This window comes from Cobetia sp. 3AK, assembly GCF_029846335.1.
Lineage (GTDB): Bacteria > Pseudomonadota > Gammaproteobacteria > Pseudomonadales > Halomonadaceae > Cobetia > Cobetia marina.
This window is the reverse complement of record NZ_JARWKR010000002.1, coordinates 425,965-438,277: the sequence shown is the minus strand read 5'-3', so window position 1 is coordinate 438,277 and position 12,313 is coordinate 425,965. Positions and strand designations below refer to the sequence as shown.

Annotated in this window: 11 protein-coding genes; 5 read left to right on the top strand and 6 right to left on the bottom strand. The window is 62.6% G+C overall.

All coding sequences use genetic code 11. The features are described 5' to 3' along the window. The first annotated feature begins 323 nt into the window (after window positions 1-323). From dctP to QD228_RS04355, 4 genes are all read left to right on the top strand, one after another. Window positions 324-1,550 carry a TRAP transporter substrate-binding protein DctP gene (gene dctP, locus QD228_RS04370; protein ID WP_170877391.1) on the top strand — a complete coding sequence of 409 codons (1,227 nt, stop codon included), beginning with the start codon at window positions 324-326 and terminating at the stop codon, window positions 1,548-1,550. Further along, on the top strand, window positions 1,550-2,131 hold the full coding sequence (locus tag QD228_RS04365; RefSeq protein ID WP_077374878.1) for a TRAP transporter small permease: 582 nt from the start codon (window positions 1,550-1,552) through the stop codon (window positions 2,129-2,131). Before dctP ends, QD228_RS04365 begins: the two co-directional genes overlap by 1 nt. A gap of 10 nt (window positions 2,132-2,141) precedes the next feature. Then, window positions 2,142-3,419 (top strand): TRAP transporter large permease, encoded by a 1,278-nt coding sequence (locus QD228_RS04360; protein ID WP_176503114.1) that lies wholly within the window; start codon window positions 2,142-2,144, stop codon window positions 3,417-3,419. Window positions 3,420-3,599: 180 nt separating this feature from the next. Further along, window positions 3,600-4,358: an IclR family transcriptional regulator gene (locus tag QD228_RS04355; protein WP_084208082.1), complete on the top strand. Its 759-nt coding sequence runs from the start codon at window positions 3,600-3,602 to the stop codon at window positions 4,356-4,358. Window positions 4,359-4,602: 244 nt separating this feature from the next. On the opposite strand, the gene QD228_RS04350 is transcribed toward QD228_RS04355, so the two are convergent. The 4 genes from QD228_RS04350 to QD228_RS04335 form a co-directional block, all read right to left on the bottom strand. Then, window positions 4,603-5,079, bottom strand: coding sequence for a universal stress protein (locus tag QD228_RS04350; protein ID WP_077374887.1), 477 nt, complete (start codon window positions 5,077-5,079; stop codon window positions 4,603-4,605). A 48-nt stretch (window positions 5,080-5,127) separates the two neighbouring features. Further along, window positions 5,128-6,471: a TRAP transporter large permease gene (locus QD228_RS04345; protein ID WP_205632734.1), complete on the bottom strand. Its 1,344-nt coding sequence runs from the start codon at window positions 6,469-6,471 to the stop codon at window positions 5,128-5,130. Beyond that, window positions 6,468-7,034 carry a TRAP transporter small permease gene (locus QD228_RS04340; RefSeq protein WP_279874553.1) on the bottom strand — a complete coding sequence of 189 codons (567 nt, stop codon included), beginning with the start codon at window positions 7,032-7,034 and terminating at the stop codon, window positions 6,468-6,470. Before QD228_RS04340 ends, QD228_RS04345 begins: the two co-directional genes overlap by 4 nt. Before the next feature lie 118 nt (window positions 7,035-7,152). Then, on the bottom strand, window positions 7,153-8,217 hold the full coding sequence (locus QD228_RS04335; RefSeq protein WP_254696541.1) for a TRAP transporter substrate-binding protein: 1,065 nt from the start codon (window positions 8,215-8,217) through the stop codon (window positions 7,153-7,155). A 451-nt stretch (window positions 8,218-8,668) separates the two neighbouring features. Between QD228_RS04335 and QD228_RS04330 the strand changes: the two genes are divergently transcribed. Then, window positions 8,669-10,171 carry a PLP-dependent aminotransferase family protein gene (locus QD228_RS04330; RefSeq protein WP_279874552.1) on the top strand — a complete coding sequence of 501 codons (1,503 nt, stop codon included), beginning with the start codon at window positions 8,669-8,671 and terminating at the stop codon, window positions 10,169-10,171. A 135-nt stretch (window positions 10,172-10,306) separates the two neighbouring features. Here the strand turns inward: QD228_RS04330 and QD228_RS04325 are convergent, their stop codons facing one another. Then, complete coding sequence (locus tag QD228_RS04325; RefSeq protein ID WP_084208080.1) at window positions 10,307-11,770, bottom strand: FAD-binding oxidoreductase; 1,464 nt, start codon at window positions 11,768-11,770, stop codon at window positions 10,307-10,309. Between the two features lie 117 nt (window positions 11,771-11,887). Beyond that, complete coding sequence (locus QD228_RS04320; protein ID WP_077374898.1) at window positions 11,888-12,274, bottom strand: nuclear transport factor 2 family protein; 387 nt, start codon at window positions 12,272-12,274, stop codon at window positions 11,888-11,890. Window positions 12,275-12,313: the final 39 nt, after the last annotated feature.

Below are 12,313 nucleotides of genomic sequence, written 5' to 3'. Positions count from 1 at the left end.
TGGTATCGAAAGCATTTTTCGTCAAATACGAAACAAAACGTCTCGTTTATTTTGCCAAAGCACAAGAACTGCCCTACATTGAGATTTGTCTCGCGCCGGCAAGGGATGTGAAACGCCCCCCGAAGCCGAAGCGGAACCGAAGCGGAGCCGAAGCGGAACCGAAGCGGAACCCAGTCACACGCTCGCTTTCGTCACGTGTGAAAAGACACCACAAGAAAAAGACGCCAACAGGTGTCATGACGCCAGGGAACACCAGATTCCCACTGCGTTCAGCCCAGACTGCATCCCACCACAAAAGCAAACACAACACCGGGAGCACTACCATGCCAACGCCACTCAGCAAGTTGTCACGCCGTGACTTTCTCGACATCTCGGGCCGCTTCGGTCTGACCTCGACCCTGCTGGCCGCCACCGGCCTCGGCGCAGGTCTTACCGCGTCCACGCTGGCGCGTGCCGCCGATCAGGAGCAGCAGAAACGCTACAAGACTGCGCCCAAGTTCCAGCTGCGCTTCGGTGCCTCGGGCTTCAACGAGCGCAATCTCGATATCCAGAAGTCCGGCCAGCTGTTCTTCGCGCGGGATCTGGAAGAACGCACCAACGGCGCCATCCGCGTCGAATTCATGGGCAGCAACGAGGTCTGCAACCAGCTGGACTGCGTGGCCAAGACCCAGCAGGGCATCGTCGACATCTACTCGGCCTCCACCCAGAATTCCTCGGGCAGCGCGCCCTACCTGAACGTGCTCGACTTCGCCTATCTGTTCCCCACCGTCGCCTCGATGTTCCACTTCTTCTATCACAGGAAGAGCGAGCAGCTGCTGCGTGAACCCCTGCGCCAGCGCCACAACCTGCAGTTTTTGTTCACCCACTGTGACCTGCGCGGCATCATGCTCGGCCTCAAGTGGCAGGACAAACCGCTGGTCACCAGCATCGACCAGCTCAAGGGCACCAAGAACCGCGTCACCGGCACCCAGATGGGCCGGATCGCCATGGAGCAGCTGGGCCTGAATCCGGTGCCGGTCGCCTGGGAAGAGACCCTCGATGGCCTGCGTCAGGGCCTGCTGGATGGCGCCGAGACCTGGATGAGCGCCGTGGCCTACGCCGGCATGGCCCCGGTGGTCTCCCAGGCCGTCGACCTGCGCTTCTTCGCCGGCACAGAGCACACCGGCATGAGCCTGCCCAAGTTCGACAGCCTCGGCGCAGAACTGCAGGACCAGGTGATGGAGTCCGCCTACTGCGCGCAGATCTTCACCCAGGGCATGAACGAGGCCGGGCGCTTCGAGATCGTCGGGGCCACCGAGCACCCCGCCCCCGGCACCGTCTTCGCCGAGAACAACGTGCGCGTGGCACCGCTGTCGGATGCCGAACGCTCACGTGCCGAACAGATGTGCTCGCCGGAATTCAATCCCGAGCCGTGGGAGCAATGGCGTGAGCGCCTCAACAAGTGGTCCGGCGGTCTCGACATCTATCAGGAAATCCATGCCGTCGCGCGTGAGATCTCCCGCGACACTGCCGCCGTCAACGTCAAGCCGCAGCGCTGGTGGAGGGGGTAATGGGCGATACCACCATCTTCAGCCAACCGACCAAGCACCCCGCCATCAAGAAGGCCGCGCCCTGGGCGCGTCCCTTCCTGTGGCTGGATGCCCATCTGGAACAGGTCGTCATCCTGATCGCCTATTCCGGCATGGCCGGCATCATCTTCGTCGAAGTCATCCGGCGCTTCTTCTTCGGCCTGCAGGCCCCCTGGAGCACCAGCATTCCGGTGCTGCTGTTCCTGTGGCTGACCTGGTTCGGCGCCTCGCTCAACGTCAAGAAGCGCACTCACCTGAGCCTCAACGAGATCCGCATGAAGCTGCCCCGCGGTGGCCAGTTCGCCTGTCTGATTCTGGATGCCGTGCTGTGGATCGGCTTCGGGCTGATGGTGATCTACTTCACCACCACCCAGGTGACGCTGGCCTATGACAACTACGCCATCGTGCCGGGCACCGACAACGTCATGCAGTGGTGGTTCTACCTCGCCACGCCGCTGGCGTGGGTGATGATCATCTATCGCGTGCTGCAGAATCTCTACGCCGACTGGGCGCGCTATCGCCGCGGCGAGTCCTTCAACCTGCAACCGTCCATCATGGACTGAGGAGGTCATCATGACTGACAGCATCTGGATCTCCCTGATCACGGCGGGCGTGACGGCCTTCTTCCTGCTGGGAGTGCCCATCTTCCTCGTCATCGGCCTGTGGGTGGTCGGCACCAGTCTGGTGATCGACTTCACGCTGGCCAATGTCGGGGTCACCCTCTTCCAGGGCCTGAGCTTCTTCGGCCTGCTGGCACTGCCGCTGTTCATCCTCACGGGGGACCTGATCAACGCGGCGGGGATCGCCAAGCGACTCTCCGACTTCGCCTACTCGACCCTGAGCTGGATGCGCGGCGGCATGGGCATGTCGACCCTCGGCGCCTGTGGCCTGTTCGCGGCGATTTCCGGCTCCAACGCCGGCACCACCGCCACCATCGGCTCGATCATGCAGCCCGAGATGGTCAAGAACGGCTATGACGAGCGCTTCGCGGCCGCCACGGCCGCCTCCGGCGGGACCGTGGGCATCATCATTCCGCCCAGCATCATCTTCATCGTCTACGGCTTCATGATGAATCTGTCGATCAGCGACCTGTTCATCGCCGGCATGGTGCCGGGCGCCCTGATGGTCATCGCGATGATGGTCGCCTGCTATCTGGTGGCCCGCCGAAATGGCTGGGGCCAGCTGCAACCCTTCAAGGCGGGCGTCAGCGCGAGGCTGGCACGCAAGGCCTATCTGGGCTTCGCGACCATCGGCGTGGTGGTCTACGGCATCTACTCGGGCAAGTTCTCGCCGACGGAAGCCGCCGCCATCACCGTGGGCTTCACCATGATCGCGGGACTGCTGATCACACGGGAAATCAGCCTGAAGAAGCTGCCCACCATCATGCTGCGCTCAGGCCAGATCGCCGGCATGCTGGCACCGCTGATCGCCATCTCAGTGGTCATGCAGCAACTGCTCTCGGTACTGGGGGCCGGTCAGGCGCTCAGCGACATGCTCAGCGGTATCGACAACTACTATCTGACGCTTGGCACCTGCATGCTGATCATCCTGCTGGCCGGCATGATTCTGGAAAGCCTGCCGGTGACCATCATCCTGGCGCCGATTCTCGCCCCCATCGCCCAGCAGGCCGGCGTGGACCCGATCCACTTCTCGGTCATCTTCCTGGTCGGTGCGGCCATCGGCTTCGTCACGCCCCCCTTCGGGCTCAATCTGTATGTCGCCAGCAGCATCACCGGCATCTCCTACGTCAGACTGGTGAAGTACGTGATTCCCTACTTCATCGCCCTGATGGCCTGCTGGCTGGCCATCTGTCTGATTCCGTCTCTTTCCCTGTTCCTGGTAAACCTGTAACACTAGCCTCATCGACAGCCCCGCGAGGGGCTGTCTTCGTCTCATTGCCGCTGCGGACACCCCCTTCCCGGGTGACGTGATGAATCGATGCACTGACGCCCTGCCGACCTGCACCTGACGGCCGACATGTTCCTTGAGACCTTCCGCGACATGCACCGACAGGCAGGATGAGGACACTAGATGAGCAAGGACACTCCCACGAATTCGACGCTCTTTCGCGCGCTGGGCCTGCTGGAAGAGGTCGTCACCGCTCAGCACCCCATCAGCGCCGCGGATCTCGAGAAGCGCTTCGAGATTCCCAAGCCCACCGTGCACCGTCTGCTCAAGCAGCTGGAAGAACAGCAGCTGATCAGCCGGGACCTGGATGGCCGTCACCTGTTGCCCGGCCAGCGTTTCCGGCGCATGTCGCTGGGCGCACTGGCCAATGAGGGCCTCAAGGCGCCGCGCCGCGTGCTGCTGGAAAAGCTGGCCGGGAAGGTCGGCGAGACCTGCAACCTGACCCTGCTGGATGGCCACGAGGTGATGTACTACGACCGCGTGGAAACCAACTGGCCGGTGCGTATCCAGCTGGCCCCCGGCTCGCACCTGCCCTTGCACTGCACCGCGAGCGGCAAGCTGTTTCTGGCACTGATGCCGCTGCACCGTCGCCGCGCGCTGCTGCAGAGTCTCGCGCTCGAGGCCCATACACCCTGCACGCTGACCTCCCGGGCTACGCTGGAAGAGGCACTCGACACCGTGGTGCGCAATCAGCTGAGCACCGACGACGAGGAGTTCATTCAGGGCATGGTGGCGATTGCCGTGCCGGTCTTCGATGAGGTCGGCCAGATCCAGGCCACCCTGGCGATCCATGCGCCGCGCCTGCGCCACTCCATCGAGTCCTTGCTGGAATGGGCACCGCTGATGCGCCAGATCGCCACTGAACTGGAAGGTACGCTCTAGCCCGCGGCTTCCCCGCTGCATCGCCCGAAAGACATCGCCCGAAAGACATCGCCCGACTGGCATAGCCCGAAAGAGATCACTCGACTGACATCGCTCGACTGGCATCGCTCGAGTTGCATGACACTCAAACAGCTCGCCCCCGCAGACAGTCTGCTGTCCTGTGGGGGCGAGCTGTTTCATATGCCGTCTTGCTGCCTCCGCCTGTTTCCAAGGCGTCTCTTTCGGGGCGTCTCTCCCCCTGGGCTCAGGGCGTCGGTACCACCACCACCGGAATGCTGGCGCGCTTGATCACCCCCTTGGTGACCTTGCCCGCGTAGGAGGCCACGAAGCCGCGCTTGTTGGTGGCCATGATGATCATGTCGCAGTCATGGCGCGTGGCGTAGCGAATGATCTCCGAGGCCGGATAGCCCTCCACCACATTCAACCCGGCGATCATCGGACGTGGATCGCCGTCGTCATGGGTGCTCCAGAAGTCCTCCATCATCTTTTCCAGGTTCTCCCTCGCCTGATCGAGCCGTTGCTGCATCAGGCCCTCCAGCGTCGGCTTGTGACGGATGTTGACCTTGAGGGTGTTCATCACGTCATCCGACAGCGCCTTCACCGCATGCAGCACATGCAGCTCGGCGCCCGTCGCGCCCGCCAACCATACCGAGCGCGCCAGTACCCGCTCACAGTCTCCGCGCAGGCCCACACAACACAGGATTCGTCTGACTGCCGGCATATCCACTCTCCTTGCCGTTGATGAGAGGCATCAGGTGCCGATGGCCTTTCAGTAACCCATCACCCTGGGTAGCCACAGCGAGATCTCAGGCACATAGGCGATCAGGAAGATGGCCGCCACCGACCCTGCTGCAAAGGGCAATGCCTTGAGCGAAATCTCCTCGATGGAGGCCCCGCCTATCCCCGAGGCCACGAAGAGGTTCTCCCCCAGCGGTGGCGTCTGGAAGCCGATGGCCAGCGCACAGACCACCACGATGCCCACGTGCACCGGGTCCATCCCCAGCATGTACATGATCGGCAGCAGCACCGGGGTGAGAATCATTATCGCGGCCAGCGTCTCCATGAACATGCCGACGAACAGCAGGAAGACGATGATCATCGCCCAGATGAGATAGAGGTTGTCGGTCATCGCCAGCATGCCCTCGGCGATATGGGCCGGCACGCGTTGCTCGACCAGCAGCCGCCCGAACACCGTCGCCGTGAACAGGATCAGCAGCACGCGACCGGTGATCCAGGTGGTGGTTTCCAGAGTGCGCAGCGTCGGCTTCCACTTGAGTTCCTTGTGCAGGAAGATGCCGACGATCAGGGTGTAGACGATGGCGACGATGGCGGATTCGGTCGGCGTGAACAGGCCGCTGTAGATGCCGCCGAGGATGATGAAGGGCGCCAGCATCGACCAGATCCCCTTCCTCAAGGTGGCGCGGATATGTGTCCACGACCAGCTGTTGGTCAGCCCGCGATAGCCGCGTTTCTTCGAGATCACGTAGTTGATCATCAGCAGGAAGCCGGCGATCACCACGCCAGGCATGACACCCGCGATGAACAGCTTCGGGATGGAGAGTGTCTGGAAATCGCCATGCAGCGCGACCGCTTCGGGAGGTGGCTGCAGCCCCATGCCGGAAATCCCGAAGATCACCATCGGGATCGAGGGCGGAATCACCACGCCCAGTCCACCGGAAGACGCCGTGACCGCCGAGGCATATCCCCGGTCATAGCCGCGCTTGGCCATCGCCGGAATCATCAGCATGCCGACCGCCGCCGTGGTGGCAGGTCCGGAGCCGGAAATCGCACCGAAGAACATGCAGGCAAACACCGTGGCAGCGGCAAGTCCCCCGGTCACCGGGCCGGCAAAGGCCTCGGCGATATCGACAAGACGCCGCGAGATGCCGGCGGCCTCCATCAGCGCCCCGGCCAGAATGAAGGCCGGCAATGCCATCAGCGGGAAGGCGCCCACCGAGGTAAAGGCGATCTGCACGAAGGCCATCGGGTTCTCGCCGATGCTCAGGTAGGTCGCCAGTGCCGCGACCCCTAGCGAGACGGTGATCGGTGCGCCAAGCACCAGCAGCAGGAAGAAGACGCCAAACAGGATATAGATGATGGTGGAATCGATCATGGTGTCCCGCTCCCGCACTTGTCGTCATCATTGACGGATGGTCCTGTCTGCTTCAGCTCCTGCATTGCCTGGGAATCCGGGTCCACGATGTCTTCCTTGCGCACGAACTTGAGATAGTTGGTCTGGAGAATGCGCACCGTCATGGCGGTAAAGGCCAGCGGCAGAATCAGATAGAAGTACTTCATCGGCACGCCCATCGTCTGCGACTTCCAGAACAGGTTCATCTTGTTGAACACGAAGTCGTAGCTGTAATAGATGAACACCGCATTGAAGGCGATCCAGATGATATCGGTGAGCACGCCACAGGCGGTTTCCACCCAGCGCGGCAGAAAACGGAACTGGAAGGTCACGCGGTTGTGCGCCGACATGCGGGTGGCATAGACCGCCCCGAGATAGGCAAACCACACGAAGGCATAGGTCGCCAGCTCGTCTCCCCAGGGAATCGAGTAGCTGAAAAGGTTACGCAGCATGATCTGCGCAAAGAGAATGATGACGAACACCACCAGCAGGAACTGGCAGAGATAATTCTCGAGATTGTCCAGACACTTCAGAAATATCCGCATGCAGATACGTCTCCTGACATCGATGGCGTTCGCCATCCCCTGCCTGGCGCCCTTCGCAGGACGACAGACAGGGGAATGACGGACGAGCCGTTGAAAGCCTCAGCAGCTCAGCGCGTCATCAGGGAGCGGTGGACGGATCACGCCCGAGTGTCTCGAGCACTTCCACCAGCTTGTCGCGCCCACCGATGCTGTCGTAGAAGTCCGGCCAGATGCTGGACGCCTTGGCGATCCATTCCTTTTCGTCATTGGCGGGCTGGGTGATGGTCATGCCGTGCTCTTCCACCAGTGATTTCTTGATGGAATCCTCGGTGGCCAGCAGGTAGTCGTAGCTGTGGGACGTCGCCTCTTCACCCGCCGCCAGCACCAGCGTCTGCTGCTCTTCGCTCAAGCTCTGGAAGGTGCCTTCGCCCATGATCAGCGGTTCCATCGAGAACACGTAACAGCTGTCGGTGACATGGTTCTGCACTTCGTAGAACTTCATGGCATCGATGGTGATGTAGGGATTGTCCTGACCATCGACGACACCCTGTTGCAGGGCGGTGAAGGTCTCGGACCACGCCAGCGGGTTGGGATTGACCCCCCAGGACTGGTAGGAGGAGATCATGATCTCGTTCTTGGGCACGCGGATGACCATGCCGGCCAGGTCCTCGGGTGAGGCGACGGCCTGCTTGGAATTGGTCAGACGACGGCAGCCGGAATAGGCCCAGCCCAGAATGCGGATACCGGAATCGCGCAGGGTATTGTCACGCAGCTCATCGCCGATCTTGCCGTGGGTCAGCGCCTTGGCATCGTCAGGGCCGTGGATGACATACGGCAGGGTCAGCACGCCGACGGTCGGCGAGAAGGGCGTCAGGTTGTTGATCGCCACCACTGACAGATCCACCAGGCCCATGCTGGCGTTGTTGACGGTGTCCTGCTCGCTGCCCAGCTGGCCGTTGGGGAAGAGGTCAACCTTGATGTCACCGCCGGACTTCTCTTCCACCAGGCTTGCGAAGGTCTTGCCCAGCTCGTACTGGGTGCCACCGGCGGCGTCCCCCAGGGCCATCTTCCAGGTCGCGGCATTGGCGCCCCCGGCCATGGCCAGACTCGCGGCCATCACCGCGACGGCCAATGACGCCTTGAGCGCGCTGGCGCCAGAGAAGTCGCGGAGGTCTGCTGATTGGGTCTGTGTCGAGTCGATCATCTTGTCTGTCCCGTCGTTATTGTTGTTGCGGGCTCCTGACGGCTGCGTGTGACCGCGAGCGTGGCACTGCACCGGCACTCGTCAATGACGCCCTCTCTGCCTCCCACCTCCAGCAGTGTCGGTCTGTCATTCACGAGGTCCATCACACACTCATCTGCAGCCCTCAAGAGAGGGAGTGGGAAGTCGCGTCGTGCTGTCACTGTGCTTGCCACTTCACTTTCTTCCCCTGCGCCAGACCTCCATAGAACCAGTCCACTCCCATCGATGGGGCCAGTCTCGCCAGGCGCTTGCCCTGCCCCGCGCCGTCTGCCTCAATGAGGGCATTCCCGACGCATGACGAGGCGATCAAGCTCACCGCCCGCCCTGGACATGACGGGACAGGCAGGTATGAAAAATGCATGAAAAACGGGGACTTCCACGAAGATCCCCGCGACAACAACAGAGAAGATGCATGAGCCACCCGCTGTTTCACCTCGATGCCTCGCGCAAGGAAAGTCTGCAGTTCCAGATACGCGAGCAGATCTCGCAAGCCATTCTCGAGGGCCATCTGCCCCGCGATGAGGCACTGCCCTCCAGCCGCAAGCTGGCCCGCGAGCTGAATGTCGCGCGCAATACCGTGATGCTGGCCTATGACCAGCTGCTGGATGACGGCTTCCTGATCGCGCGCCAGCGCAGCGGCTATTTCATCAACCCCGACATTCTCAAGGGCCGCGCCGACACGCCGGTACGCCTCAATGACATCGACGCCGACAGCCTCGACTGGGATGAGCGCCTGGCCATCAAGCCCTCCGTGCAACGTGCCATCGAGAAACCCGGCGACTGGCACCAGTACGACTACCCCTTCCTGTATGGCCAGCTGGACCCGGAATTCTTCCCCACCCAGCACTGGCGGGAATGCAGCCGGGACTCGATGAGCGTGCCGTCGATTCGCAGCTGGTCGGTGGACCACATCAATCATGATGACCCGTTGCTGGTCGAGCAGATTCACCAGCGGCTGTTGCCACGCCGGGGGGTCTGGGCAAGCCCGGAGGAGATCCTGATCACGGTGGGGGCGCAGCAGGCGCTGTGGATCAGCTGCATGCTGCTGCTCAAGCAGGGCCAGCGGTTCGCGATGGAAAACCCGGGCTACGTCGACATGTACAACATCGCGCGTACCTTCACGGACGACATCCAGCTGCTGCCCATCGACGGCAAGGGCCTGCAGCCGGTGGAATCGCTCAAGGACTGCCGGCTGGTGTTCGTCTCGCCCAGTCACCAGTCGCCCACCGGCGTGACCTTGCCGCTGGAGCGCCGCCGCCAGCTGCTGGACATGGCCGAGACGGGCAATTTCCTGATCATCGAGGACGACTACGAGAGCGAGAGCAACTACGCCGACAACCCGACGCCAGCGCTCAAGAGTCTCGACCGCCACAAGCGGGTCATCTATGTCGGCAGCCTCTCCAAGACCCTCGCCCCCGGCCTGCGCCTGGGCTACATGGTCGCGCACCCCACGCTGATTCGTGAGGCGCGTGCGCTGCGCCGCCTGATGCTGCGCCATCCGCCGACCAACAATCAGCGCGCGGTGGGACTCTTCATCGCGCGGGGCTATCACGACAGCCTGCTCAACCAGATGCATCAGGTGATGCAGCGCCGCTTCCTGGTGATGCGCGACGCCATCCTGCGTCACCTGCCGATGATGAGCACGCCCTCCACCTATGGCGGTTCCTGCTTCTGGATGCACGGGCCGGCCAACCTGGATGCCCATCGACTGGCCGCCCTCGCCCGCCAGCAGAGCATTCTGATCGAGGTGGGCGATCTGCACTTCTTCTGCGATCGCGACCGTCATCGCCACTACTTCCGCCTCGGCTTCTCGGCGATTCCGGAATCGCGTATCGAAGCCGGCATCATGAAACTGGCCGAGCTGGTGCCACTGGCGATGCAGGCACCCGAAAGAGTCACTGACATGAGCGCCTGATTCTCGACAGGCACTAATGGCAAACTATTACCCTATAGCTAAAAAAGAGGCTCCCTGACTGACCAAAAAGACGTGTCAATCAGGGAGCCTCTTGTCCTTCAGGCAATCGTGCTTGCAGACCATGTCAATTGCAGGCTACTGCGCCTCGTCCTTCATCGCATACCAGCGATACAGGCAACGCTGGCCGGTACGGCGGAATGGCGCGAACAGCGGCGACTCCACCTTGTTGAGCACATTGGGATACGGCAGGCGCGACTGGAAGATCGGCAACACCAGATCCGCCGCGTCCCTGGCGATCCACTGAGCGAGACGCTTGCCCGCCTGGGCGGAATACATCACGCCGTTGCCGCCATAGCCCATGGCGTAATAGACGCTCTGCTTCGGGTCTGGCTGATGGATGCGCGGCATCATGTCGTGACTGACATCCACCCAGCCCCACCAGGAGTAATCGACCTCGATGCCGGTCAGCGCCGGGAACTTGCGATGCATGTCGGCGATCAGCAGCTGCTCGTATTGCGCCTTGGGCGCGTCACGGCCTGACACGGCACTGCGGCTGCCGATCTGCAGGCGGTTGTCCGGCAGCAGACGGTAGTAATGGCGCAGCACGCGAGTGTCGGTGAGCACCTGGTGGGTATGAAAGCGTGTCGCCTCGATTTCCTGCGCCGTCAGCGGGCGCGTCACCAGCGAGTTGGAGAGCACCGGCATCAGGCGCTTGTCGAGCTCCGGATGCAGCTTGCCGGAGGTGTAACCGCCAGTCGCCATGCCCACCGAACGCGCCTTGACCACGCCCCCCGGCGTTCTCAGATAGTGCACGCCATCGCGGGTCTCCCAGCTCTCCACCGGGCTTGCCGGGTGTACCTTCACCCCCAGACGTCGCGCCTTGCGCAGATAGCCGAAGGCCAACTTGCCCGGGTGCACGCCGATGCCTTCCGGCTCGTGCATCGCGCCGCAGGCCTCTTCATCCCCGACCCACTCGTTGCGCACCGTGGCACCATCGATGATGCGGGCATCGTAATGGAAGGTCTCGCGCAACAGGCGCGCTTCCTTCTCCAGCCCCGGCATCATGCGCTCGCGGTGGGCGATGTACAGGTGACCGCCCGGCTGCGGATCGCAGTCGATGTCCTTGATCAGTTCCTTGAAATTCTCCATGCCCTCGACGCACTCGCGATGCAGGCCATGGGCGGCCTCGAGACCGTAACGCTCGATCCACTGCGAACGTTTGAGGCGACCGGTGGCGCACTGCGCCTGGCCGCCATTGCGGGTCGAGCAGCCCCAGCTGACCCGATTGGCCTCCAGCACGGTGGCCTTGATGCCGTACTTCTCGGCCAGCACGATGGCGGCGGTGAGTCCGGTGAAGCCGGAGCCGACGATCACTACATCGGCGTCGATATCGCCCATCACCGGGCCATCATCCTGCGGTGGCTCACCGGCGGTGGCGACCCAGTAGGTCGGCGCGTAGTCGCGCCCTTCGCCGGGGGTGGCGCTCACCAGCGGGTCATAGGCCGGGTCATACGGCTGAGAAGCCTGAGTGGCCGGGCGCTGCTCTGACTCGCTGCCCACCTCATCTGGCCGGGCGCCGTGCTGCACGATAGTTTCCATCTCGAACACCTCCTCTCACCCGCAGGGCGCGCATGCCATGACCTGACGCCATGACGTGCTGCCCCGGGGCAAAGACAGCTTCAGAAACCGCTTCCCTGATCGATGCGCCGCTGGCGCTCAGACATTGACGGGCGGACGATTCTTGCGGAAGGCGTTCTTGATCGCGATCTTGCCGTCACGCAGCGTGAAGGCATCGATCATGCGCGCTTCGCTGCGCGCGCCATCGGCGGTGGTGCCGGTGTAGGTGCTGATGACGAAGCCACGCTCGCCATCGGCGAAGATTTCCGCGTCGATCCACTGGGCATCCGGCGCGTTCTGCCAGGCAGCGGAGAGGCCCGCGCGCACTGCGTCCTGACCGGCGAAGGTCTTGCCTTCCAGCTCCGGCCCGGCGATGGCGAGGAATTCGCAGTCATCGGTCATCATCGACAGGCAGTCGTCGATGTCGTGACGGTTGAGGGCATCGCAGAAGGCACTCAGCAGTTCGATGGTGGCTTGGTGGGTCATGGGTCGGGCTCCGCAGTCTTGTTGTTGGGCTTGTTGGTC